The sequence below is a fragment of the Thermaerobacter litoralis genome, from assembly GCF_054654595.1.
Window position 1 is genome coordinate 40,847 of record NZ_BAAIES010000004.1, and the last position, 26,480, is coordinate 67,326.

Consider the following 26,480-nt stretch of genomic DNA (forward strand, 5'->3'; position numbering starts at 1 on the left):
GCGGCCCTGCTCTTCGCCCTGGCCGTGGGGTACGCCCTGGGGCGCCGCCGGGGCCGCCGGGAGGGCTGCCGCCTGGGGCGCCAGGAGGCGCCGCTCCTCCTGCGGGCGGAGGCCCTGGAGCGGGGCCGTTGCCCGGTCTGCGACCACCGGGCGGCCCGGCCCGCGGACCCCGCTCCGGGGGACCTCCCGGCCCAGGCCCCGGACCGCGCCGCCCCGGACCGCGCTCCCCTCGACCGCGTCCCCCTGCCAGGCACCCCCGTGGAAGGCACTCCGGGCGCCATCGCCCCGTCCCTTGGAGCCCCGGCGGGGATCACCGACCCTCCCCGCCCGGACCCGGCGTTGCCTCCCCACCCCGGCTCCGCCCCCCGCCCGGGGTCCCCGCCGGGCTCTCGCCCCGGCCGGTGACCTCCGCGGCGATGAAGCGGGCCACCTGGGGCAGGGTCCACACCGACCGGTCGAACCAGCGGACCTCCGGCAGCTGATGGCGGAACCAGGTCCACTGGCGCTTGGCGTACCGCCGGGTGTTGCGGATCAGCCGCCGCCGGGCTTCCTCGAGATCGTACTCCCCCCGCAGGTAGCCCACGATCTCCTTGTACCCCAGGGCCTGCAGCGCCGGCAGATCCGGGTCGTAGCCGGCTTCCAGCAGGCGGCGCACCTCCTCGACCAGGCCCCGGGCCAGCTGCCGGTCCACCCGCTGGGCGATGGCCCGGTAGACCTGCTCCCGGGGCGCCGTCAGGCCGTAGCAACGGGCGTCGTAGGCCAGGGGACCCTGCCGGGGCGGTTCGAACCGGCTGGGCGGGATCCCCGTCTGGTGCCAGATCTCCAGCGCCCGGACGAGCCGCTTGCGGTCATGGGGATGGATGGCCCGGGCCCGCTCGGGGTCCACGGCCGCCAGCTGCCGGTGCAGGGCCTCGGCCCCCAGCCGCCGGTACTCCTCCTCCAGTCGCTGCCGCAGGGCGGGATTGGGTGGAACCGGCTCGAAGTCGTAGCCGCGCAGCAGGGCCGTGACGTAGTAGCCCGTGCCGCCCACCAGCACCGGGTAGCGTCCCCGCCGGCGAATGGCCTCGATGGCCGCGGCCGCATCCCGCCGGAAGTCGGCCACGCTGTAGGGCTCGTCGGGGTCCCGGATGTCGATGAGGTGGTGGGGGATCCGCCGCCGGACGGCCGGGTCCACCTTGTCGGTGCCGATGTCCAGGCCCCGGTACACTTGGGTGGAGTCGGCGGAGACCACCTCCAGGGGCAGGTGCTCCGCCAGCAACAGCGACAGCTCGGTTTTCCCCACCGCCGTCGGCCCGACGATGACGATCAGCACGCCGGCTCACCCCCACGGCCCGGAGCCCGGTTCCTCCCGCGTCCCGCCCCCGCTCAGCCTCCGCGGCGGCCAAAGCGGCGCTCCAGCTCCTCCACCCCCAGCCGGATCACCGTGGGACGGCCGTGGGGGCAGGTATAGGGTTGCCGGCAGCGGGCCAGATCGGCCAGCAGCTGGGCCATCTCCTGGGGGTGGAGCCGGTCCCCCGCCTTGATGGCCGCCTTGCAGGCGGCCAGGATGCGGGCTGCCCGGTCGGTGTCCAGGACGGCGCCGCCCTCCCCCTCCCCCTCGCCCCGGACCGCCTCGGTGAGCAGCCGCGACAGAAGATCCGTCAGGAGGTCCGGGGCCGGGCGGCCCGCCAGGCCGGCGGGGACCGCCCGCACCACCACCGAGCGGGGCCCGAAGGGCTCGACCTGGAAGCCCAGCCGGGCCACCGCCGGGGCATGCTCGACCAGCAAGGCCCGTTCGCTCGCCGGCAGGTCGAGGACCACGGGCACCGCCAGCCCCTGGGAGGGGATGCCTTCATCGGCCGCGCCCTGGGCCAGGAACCGCTCGAAGTACACCCGCTCGTGGGCGGCGTGCTGGTCGACCAGATAGAGCCCGTCCGGGCCGGCGCAGGCCAGGTAGGTCCCCGCCACCTGGCCCAGGGGCTGCAGGCGGCGCAGCAGCTCCGCCCCGGCGGGCCCCTCCAGCCCGGGATCCCGGCGGAAGGCCTCGATCCAGGCGGCGGTGCCGGGCGCGGCACCCGCCTTGGCCGCTCCCGCCGGTCCGGCTCCCGCCGGCCCGCCGTGGAGGGGTGATACTGCCGCGGCCGGTGGGGTCCCGGCCGCCAGCGGCGGTTCTGCCGCCGCAGCCTGCCCGTAGGAACTGGCCCCGGCGGCCGTCCAGGTGGCGCCCCGCACCCACCGGGGGGCACCGGGCCGGAAGGGTCCCGGCCGCGTCCAGGCCGGCGGCACCCCGGCCCTTTCGGGGACCGGGCCGGCCGGGCCGGCGGCGGACCCGGTTTCGGGCACCGCTGCGGCACCGCCCGGTCCCCCCTCCCCGGGCCACCCCACCTCGCCCTCCCCCACGGCCTCCCCCGGCCCGGGCGGCCCCTGCCTCCACGCCCCTGGGCTCGCCCTCTCGCCGGCGTCCGGCGCCCCCGGCCCCAGCCAGGCTAGGGATGCCGCGCCTCCCCGATCGTCCGTTTCCCCCCGAGGCGCCGCACCGCCCGTTTCCCCCTGGGGCGCCCCATCGCCCGGTGCCAGACCTCCCGGGGCTGCCGTGCTTCCCGGGGCCGCCCCGGCGGCCCCCGCTGGGCCGCGTTCGTCCCCGGGCAAGGAACCCGGCCGCAACAGGTCGCGGCTGGCCAGGGCCTGCTGGACGGCGCCGTAGAGCAAGCCCGCCACCGCCCGCTCTCGCACCAGCCGGACCTCCAGCTTGGCCGGGTGGACGTTGACGTCCACCTGGTCGCCGGGGACCGTCACCTCGACCACGGCCACCGGGTAGCGGCGGGCCGGCAGCAGGTGCCGGTAGGCGTTCTCCAGGCTGAAGCGCAGGCTGGCCACCTGCACGGGCCGCCGGTTGATGCTGAAGAACTGCCAGGCCCGGCTGGCCCGGGCGATCCGGGGCGCCCCGACGAACCCTTCCACCTGGCAGTCCCCGCCGGAGGCGGCGATGGGGATCAATGCCCCGGCCACGTCGGGCCCGAAGCACTCCAGGACCACGGCGGCCCGGTCGCCGTGGCCGGAGGTGCGCAGGATCTCCCGGCCGTCGTGCCACAGCTCGAAGCGGACATCAGGCCGGGCCAGGGCGTGGGCCGTCAGCACGTCGACGATGCGGGCGAACTCCGCGGCCGGGCCCTTCAGGTGCTTGCGGCGGGCGGGGGTGTTGAAGAACAGGTCCCGCACCGCCACCCGGGTTCCCGGCGGGCTGGGCCAAGGGCCCGCGGCCCGCTGGGCCCCCCCCTCGACCACCAGCCGGAAGCCGCCGTCGGCGGCGGCGGGCCGGGTGATCAGCTCCAGCCGCGCCACGGCGGCGATGGCGGCCAGGGCCTCGCCGCGGAAGCCCAGGGTGCCGGCCCGGCTGAGGTCGTCGAGGCGGGTGATCTTGCTGGTGGCGTGACGCTCCACCGCCAGCAGGGCGTCGTCGGGGTCCATGCCCGAGCCGTCGTCGGTGACGACCACGGCGCGCAGGCCGCCCTGCTCCACGTCGACCCGGATGCGCCGGGCTCCCGCGTCCAGGCTGTTCTCGACGAGCTCCTTGACCACCGAGGCGGGCCGCTCCACCACCTCGCCCGCGGCGATCTGGTTGATCACCTGGGGATCGAGCCGCCGGATCTTGCCCATGGACGTCCTCCCATCGCCCGCCCGGCAGGTCCGCCCGTCGCCGGGGGGCCGGCGGCGGGCAGACCGCCCGGCCGGACCCGCCACCCCCGCCCCCTCCGCCCGGGCACCGGGCCGCGACGTCGGGTGGGCCCGCCGGCCGGCCCGTCCCGCCGGCGGCCCTGGGGCCCCGTCCCCGCGCCGCGTCCCCGCTCCGCCGCCGCCGCCCGGGCGTCCCTACGCCTCCTGGCGCCGCTGCCGCAGCCGCCGCTGCCAGGCGTAGAGCAGGTTCATCGCCTCCAGGGGGGTCATCCGCACCAGGTCCAGGTGCTCCAGCTCGTCGAGGAGCCGCCGCACCCAGGGATCGGTGCCGCCCTCCTCCCCGCCGGGCCCGCGGCCGGACACGCGGGCGGCGGGAGCAGGGGCCCGCGGGTGCCGGGGGGCGGGTTGGCCGGCGAGGGGCTCGCCGCTGGCGGCCACCTGCGCCTGGGCTTCCACCCCGTCCTGAACGCCCGCCGGTGCCGCCCCGGACACCCGGCCAGCGGCCTCCTCGACCCTGGCCCCGTCCAACCCCCGGCCCCGGCCTGCGGCGGCCCCGGTCTCGGTGCGCCGGCCGTCCCCCTCCCGGCCATCTTCCGGACCCGCAGCCTCCTCCCGGCCCCGGCCGTGGAACGCGGGGGCCGGAGGCACCGCGGTGGACGCGGCCCCCGCTCCGGGGCTTGCCCCGGAGCCTGCCACCGGGCTTGCCATCAGATCGGCCAGGGACAGCTGCCGCGGGCCGGCCCGGCGGTCCAGCTCCGCCAGGATCGCCTTGGCCCGCTCGACGATCTCCACCGGCAGGCCCGCCAGCCGGGCCACGTTGATCCCGTAGCTGCGGTCGGCGCCCCCGGGCACGATGCGCCAGAGGAAGCGCACCGTGTCCCCTTCCTCCACCACCCGGGCATGGTAGTTGCGGATGGCGGAGCGGGTCGCGGCCAGGCCCGTCAGCTCGTGGTAGTGGGTGGACACCAAGGTGCGGGCGCCGATCCGGTCGTGGATGTATTCGATCACCGCCCGGGCGATGGCGATGCCGTCGAAGGTGCTGGTCCCGCGGCCGATCTCGTCCAGCAGGATCAGGCTGCGGGGGGTGGCGTTGTGGACGGCCAGGGCCGTCTCCGCCACCTCGACCATGAAGGTGGACTGGCCCGAGGCCAGGTCGTCGCTGGCCCCCACCCGGCAGAAGATCCGGTCCACCAGGCCGATCTCCGCCTCCTGGGCCGGGACGAAGCTGCCCATCTGGGCCATGATGACGATCAGGGCCACCTGGCGCATGAAGGTGCTCTTCCCCGCCATGTTGGGGCCCGTGATCAGCATCACCCGCTCCTCCTGGCCGTCCATGTCGATGTCGTTGGGGACGAACCGGCCGGCCAGGGCCCGGTCCAGCACGGGGTGCCGCCCCGCCCGGATCCGCAGCCGGCGCCCGGTGGTGACCCGAGGCCGCACGTAGTCGTAACGGGCGGCCGCCTCGGCCAGGGCGGCCAGCACGTCCAGCTCGGCCAGGGCGTCGGCCGTCGCCTGCAAGCCCGGGATGGCCGCCGCCACCTCCCCCCGCAGTTCCAGGAAGAGCTGGTGTTCCAGAGCGGCCAGCCGTTCCTCGGCCCCCAGGATCCGGTCCTCCATCGCCTTGAGCTCGGGGGTGACGAAGCGCTCCGCCGCGGCCAGGGTCTGGCGCCGCTCGTAATCGGCGGGCACCAGGTGGCGGTTGGCCCGGGTGACTTCGATGTAGTAGCCGAAGACCTTGTTGAACCCGACCTTGAGGGACTTGATCCCGGTCCGCTCCCGCTCCCGGGCCTCCAGGGCGGCGATCCAGTCGCGGCCCTCGGCCGCGGCCCGCCGCAGGGCGTCCACCTCCGGGTGGAACCCCTCCCGGATCAGGCCGCCCTCGGTCACGGTCGCCGGCGGATCGTCCACCAGGGCCGCCCGCAGCCGGCCCCCCAGCTCGGCCAGGGCGGGGTCGAGGGCCCGGCGGAGGTCGGCCAGCCGCCCGGAGGGGCGGTCCGGGGGTTGCTGCTCCAAGAGGGCGACCAGGGCCGGCAGCCGCTCCAGGCAGCGGGCGATGCCCAAGAGGTCGCGGGCGTTGGCCTGCTGGTAGCCGACCCGCCCCAGCAACCGGGGCAGGTCCTGCATGCCCTCCAGCTGGCGCCGCAACCCGGACCGCAGGAAGGGATCGTCGACCAGCCGTTCCACGGCGTCCAGGCGGGCGTTGATGGCGTCGACGTCCACCAGGGGTCGCTCGATCCACTGCCGCAGCAGGCGCCGCCCCATGGCCGTCTGCGCCAGGTCCAGCACGTCCAGCAGGGTGCCCTGGCGGGACCCGTCCCGCAACCGGCGCACCAGCTCCAGGTTGCGGCGGCTGTTGGCGTCGATGGCCAGCCACTGCCCCAGGGCGTCGGTGCGCAGGCGGCGCAGGTGATCGAGGTCGACCTTCTGGGTGTCCTTGAGGTAGGCCAGCAGCCCGCCGCCTGCGCTCAGGGCGGTGGGGCCGGTGTCGGCCCGGGCCTGGTCGACGGCGGGCCGCCCAAACTGGGCGGCGAGGGCCTCGCCCGCCTCGCGGGGGCGCCAGGGGCCGGCCGGCGTGCGGGTCAGTGTGCACCCCCGTTCCCGCAGCACCCGTTCCAGCGCCGCCGCCGCTTGACCCTCCAACCCCGGCCCCAGCAGGCATTCGGCCACCTGGAGCCGGGCCAGCTCGTCCAGGGCGAGGCGCAGGGCCTGCTCGCCCTCCAGCTGGGCCAGGGCGAACTCGCCGGTGGTGACGTCGGCGTAGGCCAGGCCCACCACCCGCGGGCCGCCTGCCAGGTCGAACCCCTCCCGGGCCGGCCCCTCCCCCGCCCCCGGATCGAGGGCCAGGGCCGCCACATACCGGCTCTCGTCCTGGCCGGCCGCCGTCCACAGGGTGCCGGGGGTGACGACCCGGACCACCTCGCGGCGGACCAGGCCCCGGGCCAGCCGGGGGTCCTCCACCTGCTCGCAGATGGCCACCCGGTACCCGGCCTCGACCAGCCGCGGCAGGTACTGGTCCACGGCGTGGTAGGGAACGCCGCACATGGGGACCCGCTCGCCCTTGGCCGTCTCCCGGGAGGTCAGGGTGATGTCCAGGATCCGCGCGGCCAGGCGGGCGTCGTCGCCAAACATCTCGTAGAAGTCGCCCAGCCGGAAGAACAGGATGCAGTCCGGGTAGCGGGCCTTCCACTCCCGGTACTGGCGCATCATCGGGGTCTGGCGTTCCGGCTTGTCCCTCTCCGCCATGGTCAAAGCCCGGTCCGGACTCCCCTCCCGCGCATCGGTCCTGCCCCGGGGCGCCCCGCCGCCGGCGGGCGCTCCGGCTCCAGGGCCTTCCGGCCGCTCAGGCCCCCTGGGCGAGCGGGGCATAGGGCGCGAACTGGCCGTGGCGGCCGATCTCCGGGGCCGAGTCGGGCAACAGCTCCAGCACCCGGCCTTCCAGGGTGAAGGTCTGGGCCCGCGTGATCTCCACCCGGGCGAAGCGGCCGGCCCAACTGGCATCGCCCGGCACCAGGACCAGCTTGTTCGTCCGGGTCCGGGCGCTCAGCACCTGCGGGTTCTTCTTGCTCGGCCCGTCGATCAGCACCACGGCCGTCTGGCCGACCAGCCGCTGGTTCTTCCGCAGGTTGATGGCGTACTGGACCTCCATCAATCGCTCCAGGCGCTCCTGCTTGACCTCCCGCGGCAGCTGGGGCCAGCGGGCGGCCGGCGTGCCCTCCCGGGGCGAGTAGATGAAGGTGAAGGCGTTGTCGTACTCCACCTCCCGGACCAGGTCCAGGGTCTGGCGGAAGTCCTCCTCCGTCTCCTTGGGGAACCCGACGATGATGTCCGTGGTGATGCAGGCGTCGGGCACGGCTTCCCGGATCTTCTCGATCAACCGCAGGTAGTGCTCCCGGGTGTAGCGCCGGTTCATCCAGCGCAGCACGGCGTTGGACCCGGACTGGACGGGCAGGTGGAAGTGCTCGGTCACCTTGTCGGACTCGGCGATGGTCCGGATCAGCTTGTCGGTGAAGTCCCGGGGATGGGAGGTGGTGTACCGGATCCAGCGGATCCCCGGGACCCGGTCCAGCCGCGCCAGCAGGTCTGCGAAATCGAACCCGATCCCCAGGTCCTTGCCGTAGGAGTTGACGTTCTGGCCGAGCAGGGTGACCTCCTTGTACCCCTCGGCGGCCAGGTACTCCACCTCGGCGATCACGTCCTCCGGCCGGCGGCTCCGCTCCCGGCCCCGGGTGGTCGGGACGATGCAGAAGGTGCAGAACTTGTCACAGCCATAGATGATGTTGACCCACGCCTTCACGCCGCCCGCGCGGCGCGACGGCAGGTGCTCCACGACCCCCTCGGCCGCCTGCCAGACGTCGACCACCATCCCCTCCTCCCGCCGCACCCGTTCGATCAGCTGGGGCAGCTGGTGGACGTTGTGGGTGCCGAAGACCAGGTCCACGTGGGGGTAGTAGCGCTGGATGCGGCGAATGGTGGCCTCCTCCTGGGCCATGCAGCCGCACAGGCCCAGGATCAGGTCCGGATTCTGCTGCTTGAGCACCTTGAGGTAGCCGATGGTGCCGAAGACCTTCTCCTCCGCCGTCTCCCGGACGGCGCAGGTGTTGAGGAGGATGAGATCCGCCTCGTCCAGCAGCCCGGCCGGCACCATCCCCATCTCTTCCAGCTGGCCGGCCAGGATCTCGCTGTCCCGCTCGTTCATCTGGCAGCCCCAGGTCAGGATCTTGTAAGCCGGCCGGGGCTTGCCGAAGATCGACTCCGCCAGGGTGCGGCCGTCGGGCAGGCGCCAGATGGCCTGTTCGTCCCGGTAGGCGCCGTAACGGGCGGCCCACTGGGCCTGGAGGGCCCGGTAGTCCTGGGTCGCCAGGGTCCCTGCCGCGCCCGTGGCCGCCCCCGGCCGGGAGATCAGGGGCAAGGTCTCCATGGTTCGCTTCCTCCTTCGTACCTTTGTTGATTATGGACGCTGGACGCAGCAGCGGGCAATGCAGCGGCTGGTACGGGTGGCGCAGCCTTCGACGTGGGCGTCTTCCCCAGATCCCTCCGGCGCCAGGCCGGTCGCCGGCCGCCGGCCGGTGCTCGCCGGTGCTCGCTGGTGCTCGCCGGTCGGAGCCGGTTCCCGCTGGGCCCGCTGGGTACGAAGGGCCGCCGGTCCCGAACCCGGTGCTCGCCGGGGCGTCCCGAAGGCAATGGGACACCCTATGGACAGGTAAGGAACGGTCGAACCTGGCCAAGGAGGGATCCCGCGATGGATGGAGGCCAAGGAGAAACGAGCCTGGGGATGGAAGGCGCGATGGCCGGCGGGATGGCCGAGCCCGGTTCCGTGGCAGCGCCCCAGCCGCTGGCGGGAGCCGCCGCGACGCCGCCGGCCGCCGGCGCGCTCCCGGCCGCCGGGGCCCTGCCGGCCGGCTCCCCGGTCTCCACGGGGGTCGCCGGCGGGGTGGACGGCTGGCAGGCGGCCCTGCCCACCTTGACCCAGCGGCCGCCCTACGCGTGCCCCCGCTGCACCGGCAACCGGGCCTCCTTCACCCTGCTCTGGCCCGTGACCTGGTCGGTGCGGAAGAACGCCCGCACGGGGCAGGTGGAGGAGTGGCGGGCGGGGCCGGCTCTGGCCGTGGCGGCGGGGGGCGAGCCGGACCTGACGGTCCGCTGCGAGCTCTGCGGTTTCTCGGGGCCCGAGTCGATGTTCACCGCCGCGGCCCGTCGCCTGCCGCCGCCCTTCCAGCCAGGACCCGGCGCCGGCGGATGAAGGCGAGCAAGCGCTGCCGCTGCCGTTCCAGCTCGTCGACCCGGCGCCGGAGCTGGTCGACCTCGGCCTCGTAGCGCGCCTGTTGCGTGGCCAGGAGCTCCAGGAGCACCCGGCGGCTGCGGCGCAGGGTGACGACCCGGCGCTCCAGGAGCAGGATGCGGACCTGCCAGTCGCTGGTTCCCCCGGCGCTGGCGCCGGGTTCCGACGCCGGCGCCTCCGGGGGCTTGGACCATCGGGCCTCGCGTCGCACGGGCCTTACCTCCCTGGAGGAGGATTATGCCCGCCGCGCCGGGACCATGCATGGCCCGGGCCTACCGGCGCCGTGACGGCCTCGGCCCCTCGCCCCCTGGCGGCCCCCCCAGGCGGAGCTCAGCGGGTGGACCGGCGGCCCGCCCCTCACCCGGCGGGCCGCCGTCCGGCCCGTTCCGCCAGGCGCTCCACCCACTGGCGCGGCACCCGCACCTGGCCGATCAGCGCCGGCTGGCCGGGTTGGGGGCCATGGCAGTCGGAGCCACCGGTGGGCACCAGGCCCAGCTCCTGGGCACGGGCGAGGAAGGTGGCCGCCTGCTCGGGGCTGTGCTTGGTGTGGTAGACCTCGATCCCTTCGAGCCCGACCTGCTTCCAGGCCGGCCAGAGGGCCATCAGGCGCTCCGGCAGCAGGCCGGGGTGGGCCAGTACGGGGACGCCCCCCGCGGCCCGGATGGCGGCGATGGCCTCTTCCGGCGCCAGGGGCGCCCGGGGCACGTACCCGGGCTTGCCGGGCGTCAGGTACCGGTCGAAGGCCTCCGCCACCGTGGCCACCACCCCGGCCTCCACCAGCGCCCGGGCCACGTGGGGCCGCCCCACCGCCCCGCCCCCGGCGATGGCGCGCACCCGCGCCTCGTCGAGGACGATGCCGGCCTCGGCCAGGCGCTGGAGCATCCGCGCCAGCCGCTGCTCCCGGGACGCCCGCCGGCGCGCCAGGAGCGCGGTGAGGGGTTCGTCGTCCTCGTCCACCCAGTACCCCAGGATGTGGACGCCCACCCGCCGGCTGCCCAGATCCACGTCGGTGCTGAGCTCCACCCCGGGCACCAGGCCGACGCCGGCAGCCCGGGCCGCCTCCCGGGCTGCCGGCAGCCCGTCCAGGGTGTCGTGGTCGGTGATGCCCACGTACTCGAGCCCCACCGCCCGGGCCATCTGGATGCGTTCCACCGGGTCGACGGTGCCGTCGGAGGCGGTGGTGTGGGTGTGCAGGTCGGCACCCCCCGTCCCACCCGCTGCCGTCATGCCCGTCCCCCCGCGGCCAGGTTGCGGGCCAGTTCGACCAGGGTGCGCACCCCGTAGCCCGTGGCTCCCTTGCCGTGATCGCCTTCCACCTTGTCGGACCAGGCGACGCCGGCGATGTCCAGGTGGGCCCACGGGGTGTCCCCGGCGAAGGTCTGGAGGAACAGGGCGGCGGTGATGGAGCCCGCCGGCCGGCCGCCGGTGTTGCGCAGGTCGGCGTACTCGCTGCGCAGCCGTTCGCGGTAGGCGGCGACCAGGGGCAGCCGCCACAAGGGCTCGCCCGCGGCCTCCGCGGCCCGCAGGATCCGGGCGGCCCAGCCGTCGTCGTTGGCGAAGAGGCCGGCCACGTGGTTGCCCAGGGCGATGACCATGGCCCCGGTGAGGGTGGCCAGGTCGACCAGCCGCCGCGCGCCCCGCTCCCGCGCGTAGGCCAGGGCGTCGGCCAGGATCAGCCGGCCTTCGGCGTCGGTGTTGTTGACCTCCACGGTCGTCCCGTCATAGGTGGTGATCACGTCGCCGGGCTTGAAGGCGCGGCCGCCGGGCATGTTCTCCACCGCCGCCACCACGCCCAGCAGCCGGGCCGGCAGCTGCAACCGGGCCACGGCCTCCAGGGCGCCGACGACGGCGGCTGCGCCCATCATGTCGAATTTCATGTCTTCCATGCCCTCGCGGGGCTTGAGGGAGATCCCGCCGGTGTCGAAGGTGACCCCCTTGCCGACGAAGGCGGCGTCGGGTGCCTCGGCGATGTCCCGGCCGGGACCCACGTAGTCGATGGCGATCAGCCGCGGCGGCTGGGCGCTGCCCTGGCCGACGGCCAGGATGGCCCCGAAGCCCCGGCGCCGCAGTTCCGCCTCGTCGAAGACCGTGACACTGACACCGGGCAGCCCCTCCAGCCGCGCCGCGGCCTCCGCCAGGCGGGCGGGCGTCAGGTCGTTGGCCGGCCGGTTGCCCAGCTGCCGGGCGGTGATCACCGCTTCGGCCAGGATGCGGCCCTCCCGCAGGCCCTGCTCCAGATCCGCCTGCCGCTCCGCCGAGCGGTCGATCAGCCAGATCCGCTGAACCGCCCCCTCGCTCGCGTCCTCCGCGGCGCGGCCCCGCCGCCCCAGGGGCTTGCCGCCCCGGCGCCCGGTGGGGTCGATGGCCGCACCCAGCAGGTTCGCTCCGGCCGGCCCGGCCGTCGTCCCGGTGGAACCGGCGGGGCCGTCCCCGCCCCCCGCCGTGCTGCCGCCCGGACCGGCGGCCCAGGCACCGGGGGAAGCTGCCGCGGGCGTCGCCGGGCCACCGGCAGGGCCCTCGCCGGCCGCCGCAGGCCCGCCCGCCGGCCCTTCGGGCCGGTAGCGGTAGAGGCCGAGCAAGGCCCCCTCCACCGTGGCCAGGGCGGCCAGGCGCGGGTCGAGGCCACCGATGCCGGCGCCGTGGGCGATGGTCGCCACCTCGCGGCAGCCGTGCTTGCGAGCGGCGCGCAGGGCAGCCGCCGACGCCGTGCGGGCCGCCACCCGGTCGAACTCCTCCCGGGGTCCAAGCCCCGCCACCACCACCCAGCGGGCCGGCAGGCGCCCCAGGGTGGGAAGGACCAGGACCTCCCCCAGCCGCCCGCGCAGGGCCCCGGCGGCGATGGCGTCCCGAATCGCCCCGCCCAGCGCTTCGTCGACCGCGCCGGTCGCCCCGCCCGGCACGGCCACCCCTTCAAAGAGGTTCACCACCACGGCGTCGGCGGCGACCTCCGTCACCGGCGCCACGCGAAAGGCCACGTCCGGCAATGCCAACGGCGATCCCTCCCGTTCTCCATCATCCCTCGCGATGGGCCATCCCTGGTGATCGTCATCGTCCCCCGCGATCGTCCCCTTGGGTCGTTCCCGACCCCCGCCGCCCTACGCCTCCCTGGGCGCCGCCGGCCGGTTGGGGGCATCCCCCGGGGCGAGGCTCACGCGCCTGCGGGGCGGCCGCCGGCGGCACCGCCCGCACCGGCGCCACCGGCCGGTTCCTCCGGCACCGGATAGGGCGGCTCGCCCGCCGACCACACCTGCCGGAAGACCCGCAAGAAGTTCTCGCCCAGGATCCAGCGCAGGTGCTCGTCCTTCCAGTTGCGGCGCAAGAGCGCCTCGATCAGGCGCGGGAGGCGGGTGACGTCCTCCAGCCCCTGGGGCGTCTCGCCGATCCCGTCGAAGTCCGAGCCCAGGCCGATGTGCTGGGGCCCCACCAGGGCGGCGATGTGTTCGATATGTCGAACCACGTCGTCGACCGTCGCCGGGCCGTCGGCGCGCAGGAAACGGGCGAAGAAGTTCATGCCCATCACGCCGCCGCGGGCGGCCAGGGCGCGGATCTGGTCGTCGGTCAGGTTGCGCGGGTGGGGACAGAGGGCGCGGCAGTTGGAATGGGAGGCCACCACGGGCTGGCTCGAGACGGCCAGCACGTCGTAGAAGCTGGCGTCCGACAGGTGGCTGACGTCGACCACCATGCCGAGCCGGTTCATCTCCCGCACCACCTGTTCGCCCAGCTGGGAGAGGCCGCCGCCGCTGCGGGCGTCCCCGGCCCCGTCCGCCAGGTCGTTGCGCTCGTTCCACGTCAGGCCGATCAAGCGAACCCCCAGCCGGTGCAGGAGGCGCAGGATGCCCAGCCGCCCCTGCAGGGCCTCTCCCCCTTCGATGCCGATGATCGCGGCCACCCGGCCGGCTTCCAGCGTTCGATCCAGTTCCTCCACGGTGGTCACCACGGCGATGCGGCCGGCGTTCTGCGCCACCTCCCGCAGGAAGACATCGTACAGCTCCATGAACCGGATCAGCGCCGCGTGGGGCTTGTAGACGGGTTCGATATAGTGGGCGAAGACCTGGACGCCAACCCCCGCCTCTTCCAGCCGCGGCAGGTCGACATGCCCCTGGGGGGACCGTTCCCCCAGCCGGCGCCGGCCGGCGGCCAGGTCGAGGACGGTGTCCACATGGGCATCGACGATCGGCCCGTAGGGCGTATACGGCATGGCGCGCTCGCCTCCTGGGTTGGGAGATGCTGCGTTGGACACACCCGGTTCGGAAGGCCCGGCGGTACGGCGGCCTGCGGCCGGCGGCCGGTCCCCGGCAGCCGGCTCCGCCCGCGGCAGCGGGCGTCGACCGCGGCAGCGGCCTGCGGCCGGGGCAGCGGGTGACGGTCCCGGCAGCGGCCTCGGGCCGCGGCAACGGGCTACAGGCTACAGCCTGTCGCCTGCGGTTCCCGGCTGGCCGCTGCCGCGTTGGGGCCCGCAGGCTCGTCACCCCACGGCACCGGCCGGCCGAACCGGTGGGCGATCCGCAGGCTAGCTGCCGTCCTCCACCCGCACCCGCTCGATGGCCCGAGCCCGGCCGGTGTCCCGGTCCACGTCGACGATGACGCCGCACAGCACCCGGGGCCCGGGCGCCACCTCCAGGGTCACATGAAGCTGGGTCCGCAGCCGCTGGATGACGAGATCTGGCCGGAAGCCGATGATGGAATCCCGGGGCCCCGTCATGCCCACGTCGGTGATGGCCGCGGTCCCGCCCGGCAGCACCCGTTCATCGGCGGTGGGGGTGTGGGTGTGGGTGCCCACCACCGCCGAGACCCGGCCGTCCAGGTACCAGGCCATGGCCTGCTTCTCCGAGGTGGCGTCGCCGTGGAAGTCCACCAGGATGGCCGCTGCCTCGCCCTCCAGCTCGGCCAGCGCCCGGTCTGCGGCGGCGAAGGGGTCGTCCAGCAGGCTGTCGGCGAAGACCCGGCCCATCAGGCAGACCACCGCCACCCGGCAGCCGCTGCGCCCCTCCACCACGGCAGCCCCCCGCCCCGGCGGGTCGCCCGGCCAGTTCAAGGGACGCAGCACCCGCGGGTGCCGATCCAGGTAGGGGAAGATCTCCTTCCGGTCGGCCCAGTGGTTCCCCAGGGTGATCACGTCCGCCCCCGCGGCGAAGATCTCCTCCGCCGTCTCCGGGGTGAGGCCCCACCCCCCGGCGGCATTCTCCCCGTTGACCACCGTGAGCTCGATGGCGTGCTGGTCGATCAGGCTCTCCAGGTGATCCCGCAGCATGCGGCGCCCGGCCCGGCCGACCACGTCCCCGATGAACAGAAGCCGCACGGCGACGCCCCCTATCCCTGAACCCGGTCCTCCCCGCTCCATAGCCGCGGCGGGCGCCCCGATCCCGGCCCCCCAAGGGGCCCCAGAAGAAGCCGACGGCGCGCCGACACGGCGGGCCCCCGCCCGCCGTGTCGGCGCGCCTCCTCACACCACGGCCGCCCGCGCGGCGGATGGGGCGGCCACCGGCCGCCCCATCCGCCGACCCGGCTGCTCCCTTCGTCCCCCTGGCCGCCCCCGGCGGCCCCGACCTTCAGCGCGCGTACTCCGTCACCCTCGTCTCCCGGATCAGCGTGACCTTGATCTGGCCGGGGTACTGCAGCTCCTGCTCGATCCGCTTGGCGATCTGCCGCGCCAGCAGGTACGCCTCGGCGTCGTCCACCTGGTCGGGGTGGACCATGATGCGCACCTCGCGGCCGGCCTGGATGGCGTAGGCCTTCGCCACGCCCTGGAAGCTGCTGGCGATCTCCTCCAGCTGCCGCAGCCGCCGGATGTACGCCTCCAGGGTCTCCCGGCGGGCCCCCGGCCGCGCCGCCGACAGGGCGTCGGCGGCGGTCACGATCACGGCCTCGATGGTCTTCGCCTCGAAGTCGCCGTGATGGCAGGACATGGCATGGATGACCTCTTCCGACTCATGATACTTCTGCAGGATCTCCATGCCAATGGTGAGGTGGGTCCCCTCCATCTCGTGATCCAGGGCCTTGCCGATGTCGTGGAGCAAGCCGGCCCGCCGCGCCACGTTGACGTCGGCGCCCAGCTCGTAGGCCATCAAGCCGCACAGGTGGGCGACCTCGATGGAGTGCTGGAGGATGTTCTGGCCGTAGCTGGTCCGGAACGCCAGCCGGCCCAGCAACTTGACCAGCTCGGGGTGCAGGTTGTGGACCCCCACCTCGTAGCAGGCCCGCTCCCCTTCCTCCTGGATCCGCTGCTCCATCTCCTGGACGGCCTTGGCGTACATCTCCTCGATCTTGGCCGGATGGATGCGGCCGTCGGCGATCAGCTTCTCCAGGGTCATGCGGGCGATCTCCCGCCGGATCGGGTCGAAGCAGGAGATCACCACCGCCTCCGGCGTGTCGTCGATGATCAGGTCGACGCCGGTCAAGGCCTCGAAGTGGCGGATGTTGCGGCCCTCGCGCCCGATGATCCGCCCTTTCATGTCGTCGCCGGGCAGCTCGACGACCGACACCGTCAGCTCGGGCACGTACTCGGCCGCCAGGCGCTGGACCGCGGTGGCGATGATCTCCCGGGCCCGCCGGTCCGCTTCGGCCCGCGCCTCCTCTTCCATCTGGCGGATCATCACCGCCAGGTCGTGCCGCATCTCCTGCTGGACCTGGCTCAGCAACAGCTCCCGCGCCTCATCCCGGGTGAGGCCGGCGATGCGCTCCAGCTCGGTCATCTGGCGCAGCCGCAGTTCCTCAACCAGCTCCTCCGCCCGGTCCAGGTCCCGCTCCCGGGCGCGCATCATGTCCTCGCGCTCGTCCAGCTGCCGCGCCCGGCGCTCCAGGGCTTCTTCCCGCTGCAACAGGCGGCGCTCCAGCTGCTGGAGCTCCTGCCGCCGCTCCCGCGTCTCCCGTTCGAAGTCGGTCCGCAGCCTGTGGACCTCTTCCTTGGCCTCCAGCAACGCCTCGCGCTTGCGCGCCTCGCCTTCCTTGCGTCCTTCCTCCACCAGCTGTCGCGCCAGGGCTTCAGCGGACCCGATCCGGCTCTCGGCCACCACCTTCCGGATCACATAGCCCGCCGCCCCGGCGACCAGAACGGCCACCAGGACGATGAGCACCACGACGGCTGTCGGCATGATCCCTTTCACTCCCTCGGGCCACGACCAGCGGTCCCCCGGGCCCTGTAACAAAAAAGCCGAGTTCGGGGACCCGGCTCGGCGCGCTGACCACTCCGACGCACGCCCCGAACCCTGCTGGGGCCGGGACGGGGACCGGCAATTCGTTCGTTGTTACGCCCTGATTTCGGACATCTTTCATGATGATCGCCGATTTTCGTCAAAAGGCGGAGTTGTGGTCGCGTTTTCGAGTCATCCCGATAATTCATTCTAGGGGCTGTGGGAAAGCCATGTCAAGGGAACCACGGCCAGGCGGCGAAGGCCCTCCCTGAGCCGGAAGGACGCCCGTCCCGGAACCCGGATCGCCTCAATCCATTCCCCCACCATCACCGGCCCGCGGCCTCCATTAGGGGGCTCAACCGGCCCCGCCGCCGTCGCCCCCGCCCGGCAGGCCCGGGCCGGATCCTCCGGCCGCGGTCTCCTCGAGCAGTTCCCGGACCACCTCTTCCGCCACCTGGGCGCTAAACCCCCGCCCGACCAGATACCGGAAGAGCCGGCCCGCCGCCCGGCGCCGCTCGGCCTCGACGCCGGCGCCGGCCCGCCCGCCCGCGCCGGCCTCCGCCCCCGCCGTCCCGTCGCCCGCCGCCCCCCCGCCGCCTTGCCAAGGAGCGGGCTCCGCCGGGGACGACCGGTGCCGGCGCTCCATCTCCCCCCAGATCCGCGCCCACCGCCGGCGGGCCAGCTGCCGGGCCTGCTCCCGCTCCCGGCCGGGCGGCCACGCCTCGGCCACCGCGCCGTCGACCACGGCCGGGGCCACGCCCCTCCGCAGCAGCTCGGCCCGCAGGCGGCGCGGCCCGATGTGGCGGCCGGGTGCCGCTTCGGCCTGGTCCCGGGCCAGCCGCCCGTCGTCCACGTAGCCCCAGCGGGCGAGGCGAGCGAGGGCCGCGCCGATGACCGGATCCGCAAACCCCCGCTCCCGCAGCCGGCCGGCGATCTCCCGGGCCGTCCGGGCCCGCCGCCCCAGCCACCGCAGGGCCAGGGTCAGGGCCTCCCGCACCGCCGCCTCCTCTGCGCCCGGGCCTTCGCCGGCGGCGCCGGGCGGCGGCAAGGGCACGGCCCCCGGGCCCGCCGGGGCAGGCGCCGCCGGCCGGGCCGCGGCCGGTTCGTCCGCCACCCGGCCCTGATCCCGCAAAAGGGGAGAACGCCTCCCGGAGCCCGCCGTCGTCCCAGTCCCCCGGGAGCTGGGGCCACGATCGAGGCCGGGTCCCTCGCCGGGTTCGTCGCCGGGGCCCCCGCCGGGGCCCCAGGCTCCGCCCTCGCCCCGTCCCTGGCCTTCCCGGGTGGCCTCCGGGTCGCCGGTTCCACCGGGCGCTGGCATGGGCGTCACGGCCTCACTCGTCCTCGCTGGCGGTGGCCGCCCGGATGCCGCCCAGGCTCAGGAGCTCCCGGACCCGCTGCTCGATGGCGTCGGCCACCTCGGGGTGCTGGACCAGGTACTCCCGGGCGTTCTCCCGGCCCTGGCCGATGCGGGTGTCGCCGTAGGAATACCAGGCGCCGGCCTTCTCGATGATGCCGTGCTGGACGGCGATGTCCAACAGGTCGCCCTCCCGGGAGATGCCCTTGCCGTAGAGCAGGTCGAACTCCGCCTGGCGGAAGGGCGGCGCCACCTTGTTCTTCACCACCTTGGCGCGGGCCCGGATGCCGATCATCTCGCCGCCCTGCTTGAGGGTCTCGACCCGCCGGACGTCGAGGCGCACCGACGCGTAGAACTTGAGGGCCCGGCCGCCGGGCGTCACCTCGGGGTTGCCGAACATCACGCCGACCTTCTCCCGGATCTGGTTGATGAAGATCAGGCAGGTCCGGGACTTGGCGATGGCGCCGGTCAGCTTGCGCAGGGCCTGGGACATCAGCCGCGCCTGCAGGCCGACGTGGGCGTCGCCCATCTCCCCCTCGATCTCCGCCCGGGGAACCAGGGCGGCCACCGAGTCGATGACGATCACGTCCACCGCCCCGCTCCGCACCAGGGCCTCGGCGATCTCCAGCGCCTGCTCGCCGGTATCGGGCTGGGAGATCAGGAGGTTGTTGATGTCGACGCCCAGGTTCTCGGCGTAGACGGGGTCCAGGGCGTGCTCCGCGTCGATGAAGGCCGCCACGCCCCCGGCGCGCTGGGCCGAGGCCACCACGTGCAGGGCCACGGTCGTCTTGCCGGACGCCTCCGGCCCGTAGATCTCGATGATGCGGCCGCGGGGCATGCCGCCGACGCCCAGGGCGATGTCCAGCGCCAGGGATCCCGTGGGGATGACCTCCACGTTCAGGCGCGCCGACGCCTCCCCCATGCGCATGATGGAGCCCTTGCCGAACTGTTTCTCGATCTGGCTCAGGGCCATCTCCAGGGCCCGCTCCCGTTCGATCATGGGCTTCGCCTCCGTCCCCGACCGCACCCGAGCCCACGGGCACGGCCTGCCGAATCCCGTCCCGAACTTCCAGTTTCTACCTTACCCTTGGGAACCCGGCCCGTCAAGGGACGGGCCTGCCGCCTCGCCCAGGGGCCAGCGATGCAGGGCGGTGTACACCGGGCCGCCGGGCCGCAGCTCGCTGCGGAAGAGGACCATCTCCGTCGCCGGCAACCGCCCCCAGAGACGGTGCCGGGCCGCCGCCGCGTGGGGCCAGCCGTCCAGGTCGATCCAGCCTCCCCGGACCCGGGCCAGGGTAATGTGGGCGCGGAAGGGTTGTCCCGCGGGCTGCAGATCCGGCGCAGCCGCCAGCAGCTCCCGCTCCAGGTCGGCCGCCAGGGCGGCCAGCGCGGCCGCTCCCCGGCCGACGCCGGCCCAGACGGTGCGGGCACGCCCCGCCGTGGGGAATCCCCCCACCCCCCGCACCTCCAGGTCCATCGGCGCGGCCGCCCGCGCCGCCCGGGCGCCGGCGGCGACCAGGGCGGGGATGCCGTCCACGGGCCGCTCGCCCAGGAAGCGCAGGGTGATGTGCAGGTCCTGGGCCCGGACCCACTTCAGGCCCGGACGCTGGTGGCGACCGCCGGCGATCCAGGCCGCCAGGGCCTGGGCCACCGCACCGGCCACCGGGACGGCGACGAAGAGGCGCCAGCGCGGCGGGCGGCCGGGTTCCTCCGGAACCCCGTCCCGGCGGCCGGCAGCCTCCGGCACCGGCGGTGCCAGCCGGGGGACGGGCTCGTTGCCGGCGACACCCGGCGTGGCCGCGGCACACCCGGCTCCTGGGACGCCCGGGTGCCCGGAAGGCCCGGCATCGGAACCGTCCGGACCGGGCCCTCCCGCCCCCCGTCCTCCCAGGGGCGCCCCCTCCCGCCTCCATGGCTCGACGCCCGATGAGGAGCGATCCTCCGCCCAATGCCGGCGAATGGCGCGCCACCCCCCTGGCTGGGTACCGAACAATAGTTTGACAGGATCGCGTCGAATCCTGCGGGCGGGGCGGCGCGACGGACGGGGCGAGGGAGGACCTAGAAGGCGGGCCGGCATCCCCGGAGGGCAGGCCGGCGCCCCCACAGGGGCCCAGCGCCGGCGGCGAGGGCGGGCCATCGGGGCCTTCGGCGCCTGCGCCCTGCGGTTTCTTCCCGCAAGCGTGCGGTCGCCGGCGCCCGGCGGTCCCTTCCTGCGGTCGTGGGGGTGGCGGGTGCCCGGCGGTCCCTCCCTGCGGTCGTGGGGGTCGCGGGCGCCCGGCGGTCCCTCCCTGCCGTCCTGGGGGTCGCGGGCGCCCGGCCGTCTTTCCCCGCGGTCGTCCATCGCCCGCGCCCGGTGGGCTGATAGGGTGGGCTGATGGCGGTGAGCGGGAGCCGCCGCGTCCGGAACCGCCCCAATCCGCGCCCCAGCGGCCGGCGCGCAGGCCGGGCAACGGGTCGTCAGGGCTGGCGGGCGGTGCCTGGCGGGACCTCTTCCAGGGGCAGCGGGGGCCGCTCGCGGAAGGAGACGGGCGCGTCGGGCCGGCCGTCGACCACGTAGCGCTGCAGGGTAAAGCCCGTGGACGCCAGGCGGAAGACCTCCACCGCATCGACGGTCGCCGGCACCCACCCGGCCCCTTCACCGGGGGCCGGCACCAGGGTGAGGAGCAGCAGGCCGTAGGGGATCTCCCGGGGCGCCGTCAGCCCCCGCAAGCCGGCGGCGCCGGTGGAACCCGGGTTGAGGAACAGGCCCTGGGGGGTGTCGTCGACCCGCTGGACGTGGGTGTGGCCGCTGACCAGCACGGGCACGCGCCCCCGGAACCGGCCGGCCACCCCGGGGTTGTGGACGACCAGCAGGTCGGGCCGGCGCGGCGCCGCCGCCAGGAGGTGATCCAGGGCCTGGACCTGGGCTTCGATCTCCTGGGGCCGGCCCATGGCGGGCGACACCCGGTAGCTGGCGGGGTCCCGGCTGCTGGCCACCAGGAGCCCGCCGGGCAGGCTGTAGAGCCCGTCGCCCAGGACCTCCACGCCCGTCTGGGCCTCCAGGGCCTCCAGCGACTGGGGCGAGTCGTGGTTACCGGGGACGAGATAGTACGGCACGTCCAACTCGGCCAGCTCGGCCACCAGGCGCACCTCGGGAGCCGTCCCCCAGTCGGCCACGTCGCCCGCGTCCAGGATCAGGTCGGGCCGGAAGCTGGCCGCCATCTCCCGCACCAGGCGCACCCCGGCGGGGTTGTTGTGCAGGTCCGAGACGATCAGCAGCCGCAGGCTCTCATCCTGGGGAACCACCGCCTGCTGGACCTCGATGCCCTGGTAGAGGTCGTTGAGGCGGCCCACCAGCACCTCCATCTGGCGGCTGAAAGCCTCCACCTTGGCCGGCGTGTTGGTGAAGACGTCCAGCAACCAGGGGGCGGCGGTGATGGCCCCGCTGTACTCCGCCTGGCGGAAGGCGCCCGGGTCGAAGGTCTGCTGGGTGGCCACCACCAGGCCGCCGCTGACCAGCAGGCCGACCGCCGCGCCGGCCCCGACCCGGCGCCAGCGCCGCCGGGCCAGCAGGAGGGCGGCCAGGGCCCCACCCCCGGTCCCTAGCAGGACGAGCCGCAGGGCGAAGCGGCGGGCCACGCCCTCCGCCTGGTGCCGCAACCCCTCCACCAGTCCCCGCGTCCCCCGCCGCTCCAGCAGCCGTCCCAGGGTCGGTACGTCGACGGTATCCAGTCGCACCTCCAGCCCCAAGGGAGCCGTGTGGGTCGAGGCCCGGACCCGGCCCAGGGGCGGGATCGACACCTCGGTCACCCCGTGCCACGACGGCCGGGCCGAGAGGGTGAAGGCGAAGGGACCGGCGGTGACCCGGGCGGACGAACCGGCCACCATGGCGGCATAGGCCATGGCGGCCGCGGCCAGCGCCAGGACCAGCCGGCGCCGCCAGCGGGCGAGGCGTCCTCCCTCCATGGCCGTCCCCCCTGCGCGGGTGCCCGTTCCGCTCCGTTCCACCCGCTTGCCGTCGTCCTTACCGTGACCCGCTGCGGCGCCTGGCACCCAGTGCCACCGGGGCCGGACGGGGACCCGCGCGCCACGGGCGCCGGCCAGCGGCCTGGGCCGCCCCAGGGCGCGGGCCGGTAGGGGGCTCCAAGAGAGGGGGCACGCCGCCCGCAGCCCCGCGGTCCCGCCCGCAGGGTTCGGGGTGCGAAACCGGCGGGCCGATGCCGGTGCGGTCCGGGGCGCGGAGGGGCGCAGCAGGCGCGGAGGGAAGGGCGGTGACGTTCGCGGATGCTGGCGGCCGCGATCACTGGGGAGGGAGCAAGGGACGGGCTTGGCGGGCGCCCGGGAGGGCGCCCGGGAGCGCCGGCCGGGGCGCGCCGCCAGCCAGGACGGGGGCGCCGTCAACCCTGGCGATCCGCCCCGGTCCCGGTCCCGGCCCCGATCCGGCTCCCGGTCCCGGCGCTGGTCCCGGTCCCGGCACCGGCCCCGGTCTCGGCACCGGCCCCGTCACCGCCGCCGGCACCCTCCACCAGGGCGCGATAGAGCAAGAGCAGGGCCGCCTGGGTCGAGCGGGTCTTGATGGCGTCCCGGTCGCCCAGCCAGCGGTGGTGCTCGACCCGGGTGCCGCCCGGGCCGTCCACGGCCACGTACACGGTGCCCACGGGCTTTTGCGGGGTTCCTCCGCCCGGTCCGGCGATCCCCGTGGTGGCCACCCCCCAGTCGGTCCCGAACATGCGCCGCACGCCGCTGGCCATCGCCCGGGCGACCTCCGCGCTGACGGCCCCGTGGGCCGTCAGCGCGTGGGGGCTGACGCCCAGGGCCAGGACCTTCGCCATGTTGGCGTAGGCGACGACCCCGGCCACCAGGTAGGCGGAACTGCCGGGCACGGCGGTCAGCCGGTCGGCGACCCGGCCGCCCGTGCACGACTCGGCCACCGCCACCGTCTCCCCCCGGGCCTGCAGCAGGCGCCCCACCACCGCCTCTAGCGTCTCGTCGTCCTGGCCGTATACGTGAAGGCCCAGGCGCTGCCGCACCGCGTCGACCACGGCCTCCAGCTCGGCCAAGGCCTCCCCCTCCGGCCCACCGGCCGTGGGCGCGGAGCCGGTGCTCCCGGCGGCGGCCGCCGGTTCATCCGGCGCGGTCCCGCCGGTCCCACCGGTGCCGGCGATCCCGCCGGAGGGAGCCGCGGTCCCCGCCGGCGCCGGAGCCGCGGCCCTTCCACGCACCACGGCATCCTTCACGGCCTTCTCCGGGCCGGAGGCGGTTGTGGGGACGGCGTCCGGGCCCGGACCTCCCCCAGGGGCGGAAGGGCCTCCCGCGGCCCAGCCGGTCGCCGGCCCGGCCGGCCCCGCGGGCCGCACCTTGGCCGCCACCCGGATGTGGACCTCGCCGTCCTTGGCGTAGGTGGCCAGGGTCACCCGCCCCTGCCGGCCGATCAGATCGGCCAGCCGGTGCTCGACCTCGCTCTCGCCGAGCCCCGCCACGCGCAAGATGCGCCGGACCAGGCGCACCCCGCCGGCCTCCCGCCACCAGCGCTCCAGGTACGGCGTAAGCGGCCCGTCCACCATGGGCCGCAGTTCCCGGGGCGGGCCCGGCAGGGCGACGAACCAGCGGCCCCGCTCCCACTCCAGGACGAACCCGGGGGCCGTGCCGTGGGGGTTGGGCAGGACGGCGCTCCCCGCGGGGAAGAGGGCTTGCTTGCGGTTGCCGGGCGCCATGGGCCGGCCCCGCGCCGCGAAGTAGCGCTCCAGGTCCTCCAGGACCTGGCGGTTCAGCTCCAGGGGCCGGCCGGTCACCCGGGCGATGGTCTCCCGGGTCAGATCGTCCTCCGTGGGACCCAGGCCGCCCGTCACGATGACGACACCCGCCCGGGCGGCGGCCTGGCGCAGGGCCGCCTCCAGGCGGGCGGGGTTGTCGCCCACGGTGACGTGGTGGTAGACGTCGATGCCGTAGTCGGCCAGCCGCTGGGAGAGGAAGGCCGCGTGGGTGTTGACCGTCTCCCCCAGGAGGAGCTCCGTGCCCACGCACACGATCTCCGCGTTCAACCCGGCGCGGGCGGCTGCGCCCCCGGCCGCGCCGGCGGTTGCCTGGCCCACCGTCCCGCCTCCTCCCGCTGGTCGACGGGAAGGACGACCCCTCCGTCCATCCCCAATCGCTGCGATCCCCTGCCCGATCCCCGACGCCTACTCGCCCGCCCGGTCCTGCGGCGCGCCGCGCCGCCCGCGGGGGCCGGGTTCGTCCCGCCGCACCTCCCCGCCGCCGGTGCCCGCCGGCCCCTTCGGCAGGGCGCCGTCCTGGGATCCGCCGTCCCCGGGGCGCGGGGACCCGCCGGCCGAGCCGTCGCTCCCCGGGCGGCCGCCCGTCCCGCCCGGAAGGGGCGGCAGGCCGACCAGCCGGCGGAACTCGCTGGAGGTCAGCCGCTCCCGCTCCAACAGCCGCTCGGCCGCCGCCTGCAGGCCGTCGCTGAACTCACCCAGGAGGGCCCGGGCGCGCAGCTCCTGCCGGCGCAGGACGCGGCTCACCGCCCGGTGCAACGCCGCCGGCGGCAACACGTCCCGGGCGACCACGCCCAGGGGCGTCATGCCGTCTTCCACCATGCGCCGGGCCAGTTCCACCGCCTGTTGGAAGTCGGCGGCGGCGCCGGTGCTGGGCCGTCCCAGCAGGAGCCGCTCGGCCTGGGACCCAGCCAGGGCGATGCAGATGGTGTCCTCCATCTGATCCTGGGTCTGGAGGAACCGGTCCTCGTCGGGCCGCTGGCGCACGTAGCCCAGGGCCTGGCCCCGGGAGGCGATGGTCACGCTGGCCACGGAACCCGGCCGCAGCAGCTCCGCCACCAGGGCGTGGCCGCACTCGTGGACCGCGATGCGCCGCCGTTCCTCCTCGCCCGGGCGGCGGTCCAGGCGCTCGCCCATCATCACCTTCTCGATGGCCTCGCGCAGGTGGTCCATGGTGATGGCCGGCGCGCCCGCGCGCATGGCTAGGATGGCCGCCTCGTTGCAGACGCTCTCCAGATGGGCGCCGGAAAAGCCGAAGGTCTCCTGGGCCACCTGCCCCAGGTCCACATCGGCCGCCAGGGGCTTGCCGCGCATGTGGATGCGCAGGATCTGCTCGCGCGCCTCCCGGTCGGGCAGCTCGACCCGCACGATCCGGTCGAACCGGCCGGGCCGCAGCAAGGCGTCGTCCATCAGGTCGACCCGGTTGGTGGCGGCCATGACCAGGACCTGGACGTCGTCGTCACCGCCGATGCCGTCCAGCTCGACCAGGAGCTGGTTGAGCGTCTGGTCGTACTCCAGATGGGAGGTGTGGCGGCCCCGCTTCCCCGCCAGCACCTCGATCTCGTCGATGAACAGGATGGCGCTCTGCTTGCCCTGGCGGCGGGCCAGCCGACGCACCTCGGCGAAGACCTCCCGTACCCGCTGGGCGCCGACCCCCGCGTAGACCTCGACGAAGGCCGAGCCCGAGGTGGCGAGGAAGGCCGAGTCGGTGTAGGTGGCCGCGGCCTTGGCCAGCAGGGTCTTGCCCGTGCCCGGCGGCCCGGCCAGCAGGATGCCCTTGATGGGCCGGATGCCGAAGCGCTGGGCCTCCTGGGGCCGGCGCAGGAACTCCAGGGCTTCCTTGAGCTCCTGCTTCGCCGCCGCCTGCCCGCCGATGTCGTCGAAGGTGACGCCCGTGGCTTGCACCGCGTGGGCCGCCGGCCCGCGGCCGGTGCCCGGCAGCAGGCCAGTGCGGAAGACGTAGAGCACCAGCCCGCCCAGCACCACCAGGGGCAGCCACTGGCCCACGGGCAGCCGCAGGAGGACGAAGGCCAGCGCGCCCGCCCCCACGCCCACGGCGATCTCCAGCCAGCGCTCCTTCACCGGGCCGTCACCTCCTGCTCGGGCCGCAAGGGCATGACGGCATAGAGCACGCCGTCGCCGCGGGCCAGCTCCAGGTAGAGGAACTCGGCGTCCACGTAGAGCCGCGCGCGATCGAGCCCCAGCCGCCGGCCGGCCGCCTCCACCTGGCGGGCGGCGTCGGCGTAGTCGCCGCGGCTGCGACCTTCCTCGACGTAATAGCTCACCTGGTAGAAGGCCTCTTCCAGCTCCGGGGTCCGCCGATCCACCAGCTCCAGCTCGTACTGGCCTGGGCCCAGCCGGCGGTCGGCCCGTTCCCTGAGCTCGCGGTAGGTGGCCGGGAAAAGGTCCACGGCGCCCAGCTCCACCCGCACCCGCCAGTGCCCCGAGACCCGTTCCACGGCGACGCCGGCGACCCCGGGCACCCCGGCCAGGTCGCGCTCCAGCGGCGCCGCCTTGGCCTGCTCCTGGTAGAACAGGCTCGCCAGAAGCAGCAGCCCCAGGGTGATGGCGGCGGTCAGGGCCACCCATCGGATTTGCAGCGGTCGTCCAAACATGCGCTTCAACCCCAAATCGCCCGGCGGCCGCTCCGGGAGGATGCAACCTTTCGCGATGGCTTCGTGAAGGGATTCAACCACGACGAAACCGGCATGCGAGGGTCCCAAAGCGATCGAAACCCGCGCGAGGCGCTCAACATGCCCCGCGATAAGCACGTTCAATTATATCATCCGGCGGGGCCCGCGGCCGGTGGCCGC

At 75.1% G+C, this 26,480-nt stretch carries 18 protein-coding genes; 1 reads left to right on the top strand and 17 read right to left on the bottom strand.

Annotated features, from left to right (window positions below; translation table 11 throughout):
- Positions 1 to 310: 310 nt before the first annotated feature.
- From miaA to miaB, 4 genes are all read right to left on the bottom strand, one after another.
- On the bottom strand, positions 311 to 1,312 hold the full coding sequence (gene miaA / locus ACYQ02_RS02000) for a tRNA (adenosine(37)-N6)-dimethylallyltransferase MiaA (protein ID WP_460038769.1): 1,002 nt from the start codon (positions 1,310 to 1,312) through the stop codon (positions 311 to 313).
- Between the two features lie 53 nt (positions 1,313 to 1,365).
- Entirely contained in the window at positions 1,366 to 3,636 is a 2,271-nt protein-coding gene (mutL, locus tag ACYQ02_RS02005; protein WP_460038770.1) for a DNA mismatch repair endonuclease MutL, read from the bottom strand.
- A 213-nt stretch (positions 3,637 to 3,849) separates the two neighbouring features.
- Complete coding sequence (gene mutS / locus ACYQ02_RS02010) at positions 3,850 to 6,897, bottom strand: DNA mismatch repair protein MutS (protein ID WP_460038771.1); 3,048 nt, start codon at positions 6,895 to 6,897, stop codon at positions 3,850 to 3,852.
- 97 nt (positions 6,898 to 6,994) lie between these two features.
- Positions 6,995 to 8,572: a tRNA (N6-isopentenyl adenosine(37)-C2)-methylthiotransferase MiaB gene (miaB, locus tag ACYQ02_RS02015; protein WP_460038772.1), complete on the bottom strand. Its 1,578-nt coding sequence runs from the start codon at positions 8,570 to 8,572 to the stop codon at positions 6,995 to 6,997.
- Between the two features lie 321 nt (positions 8,573 to 8,893).
- On the opposite strand from miaB, the gene ACYQ02_RS02020 reads away from it, so the two are divergent.
- On the top strand, positions 8,894 to 9,394 hold the full coding sequence (locus ACYQ02_RS02020; protein ID WP_460038773.1) for an acyl transferase: 501 nt from the start codon (positions 8,894 to 8,896) through the stop codon (positions 9,392 to 9,394).
- Here ACYQ02_RS02020 and ACYQ02_RS02025 read toward each other — a convergent pair.
- The 13 genes from ACYQ02_RS02025 to ACYQ02_RS02085 all read right to left on the bottom strand — a co-directional run bounded on the left by ACYQ02_RS02025 (position 9,333) and on the right by ACYQ02_RS02085 (position 26,282).
- On the bottom strand, positions 9,333 to 9,644 hold the full coding sequence (locus ACYQ02_RS02025; protein ID WP_460038774.1) for a hypothetical protein: 312 nt from the start codon (positions 9,642 to 9,644) through the stop codon (positions 9,333 to 9,335). The genes ACYQ02_RS02020 and ACYQ02_RS02025 overlap by 62 nt on opposite strands.
- A 146-nt stretch (positions 9,645 to 9,790) precedes the next feature.
- Positions 9,791 to 10,660, bottom strand: a complete 870-nt coding sequence (locus ACYQ02_RS02030; protein WP_460038775.1) for a PHP domain-containing protein — start codon at positions 10,658 to 10,660, stop codon at positions 9,791 to 9,793.
- Positions 10,657 to 12,423, bottom strand: a complete 1,767-nt coding sequence (locus ACYQ02_RS02035) for a leucyl aminopeptidase (RefSeq protein ID WP_460038776.1) — start codon at positions 12,421 to 12,423, stop codon at positions 10,657 to 10,659. The genes ACYQ02_RS02030 and ACYQ02_RS02035 overlap by 4 nt, the downstream gene beginning before the upstream one ends.
- Before the next feature lie 158 nt (positions 12,424 to 12,581).
- On the bottom strand, positions 12,582 to 13,631 hold the full coding sequence (locus ACYQ02_RS02040; RefSeq protein ID WP_460038777.1) for a dipeptidase: 1,050 nt from the start codon (positions 13,629 to 13,631) through the stop codon (positions 12,582 to 12,584).
- 312 nt (positions 13,632 to 13,943) lie between these two features.
- The gene (locus tag ACYQ02_RS02045) at positions 13,944 to 14,732 is read right to left on the bottom strand and encodes a TIGR00282 family metallophosphoesterase (protein WP_460038778.1); all 789 of its coding nucleotides are present in this window, start codon (positions 14,730 to 14,732) and stop codon (positions 13,944 to 13,946) included.
- Positions 14,733 to 14,982: 250 nt separating this feature from the next.
- Positions 14,983 to 16,524, bottom strand: coding sequence for a ribonuclease Y (gene rny, locus ACYQ02_RS02050; protein WP_460038779.1), 1,542 nt, complete (start codon positions 16,522 to 16,524; stop codon positions 14,983 to 14,985).
- Between the two features lie 394 nt (positions 16,525 to 16,918).
- The gene (locus tag ACYQ02_RS02055) at positions 16,919 to 17,881 is read right to left on the bottom strand and encodes a regulatory protein RecX (protein ID WP_460039026.1); all 963 of its coding nucleotides are present in this window, start codon (positions 17,879 to 17,881) and stop codon (positions 16,919 to 16,921) included.
- A gap of 13 nt (positions 17,882 to 17,894) precedes the next feature.
- Positions 17,895 to 18,917: a recombinase RecA gene (recA, locus tag ACYQ02_RS02060; protein WP_460038780.1), complete on the bottom strand. Its 1,023-nt coding sequence runs from the start codon at positions 18,915 to 18,917 to the stop codon at positions 17,895 to 17,897.
- 81 nt (positions 18,918 to 18,998) lie between these two features.
- Positions 18,999 to 19,664 (bottom strand): RNA 2',3'-cyclic phosphodiesterase, encoded by a 666-nt coding sequence (gene thpR, locus ACYQ02_RS02065; protein ID WP_460038781.1) that lies wholly within the window; start codon positions 19,662 to 19,664, stop codon positions 18,999 to 19,001.
- Positions 19,665 to 20,374: 710 nt separating this feature from the next.
- On the bottom strand, positions 20,375 to 21,862 hold the full coding sequence (locus ACYQ02_RS02070; protein ID WP_460038782.1) for a metallophosphoesterase family protein: 1,488 nt from the start codon (positions 21,860 to 21,862) through the stop codon (positions 20,375 to 20,377).
- Positions 21,863 to 22,293: 431 nt separating this feature from the next.
- The gene (locus ACYQ02_RS02075; RefSeq protein WP_460038783.1) at positions 22,294 to 23,988 is read right to left on the bottom strand and encodes a competence/damage-inducible protein A; all 1,695 of its coding nucleotides are present in this window, start codon (positions 23,986 to 23,988) and stop codon (positions 22,294 to 22,296) included.
- An 87-nt stretch (positions 23,989 to 24,075) separates the two neighbouring features.
- Positions 24,076 to 25,749: an AAA family ATPase gene (locus ACYQ02_RS02080; RefSeq protein ID WP_460038784.1), complete on the bottom strand. Its 1,674-nt coding sequence runs from the start codon at positions 25,747 to 25,749 to the stop codon at positions 24,076 to 24,078.
- A complete protein-coding gene (locus ACYQ02_RS02085; protein ID WP_460038785.1) occupies positions 25,746 to 26,282 on the bottom strand; it encodes a hypothetical protein in 537 nt (178 codons plus the stop codon). The genes ACYQ02_RS02080 and ACYQ02_RS02085 overlap by 4 nt, the downstream gene beginning before the upstream one ends.
- Positions 26,283 to 26,480: the final 198 nt, after the last annotated feature.

Coding starts and splice junctions, on each gene's coding strand:
- mutL (WP_460038770.1), bottom strand. CDS start 3,636: ATGGGCAAGATCCGGCGGCTCGATCCCCAGGTGATCAACCAGATCGCC.
- mutS (WP_460038771.1), bottom strand. CDS start 6,897: ATGGCGGAGAGGGACAAGCCGGAACGCCAGACCCCGATGATGCGCCAG.
- miaB (WP_460038772.1), bottom strand. CDS start 8,572: ATGGAGACCTTGCCCCTGATCTCCCGGCCGGGGGCGGCCACGGGCGCG.
- ACYQ02_RS02020 (WP_460038773.1), top strand. CDS start 8,894: ATGGATGGAGGCCAAGGAGAAACGAGCCTGGGGATGGAAGGCGCGATG.
- ACYQ02_RS02030 (WP_460038775.1), bottom strand. CDS start 10,660: ATGACGGCAGCGGGTGGGACGGGGGGTGCCGACCTGCACACCCACACC.
- ACYQ02_RS02040 (WP_460038777.1), bottom strand. CDS start 13,631: ATGCCGTATACGCCCTACGGGCCGATCGTCGATGCCCATGTGGACACC.
- rny (WP_460038779.1), bottom strand. CDS start 16,524: ATGCCGACAGCCGTCGTGGTGCTCATCGTCCTGGTGGCCGTTCTGGTC.
- ACYQ02_RS02055 (WP_460039026.1), bottom strand. CDS start 17,881: ATGCCAGCGCCCGGTGGAACCGGCGACCCGGAGGCCACCCGGGAAGGC.
- recA (WP_460038780.1), bottom strand. CDS start 18,917: ATGATCGAACGGGAGCGGGCCCTGGAGATGGCCCTGAGCCAGATCGAG.
- ACYQ02_RS02070 (WP_460038782.1), bottom strand. CDS start 21,862: ATGGAGGGAGGACGCCTCGCCCGCTGGCGGCGCCGGCTGGTCCTGGCG.
- ACYQ02_RS02085 (WP_460038785.1), bottom strand. CDS start 26,282: ATGTTTGGACGACCGCTGCAAATCCGATGGGTGGCCCTGACCGCCGCC.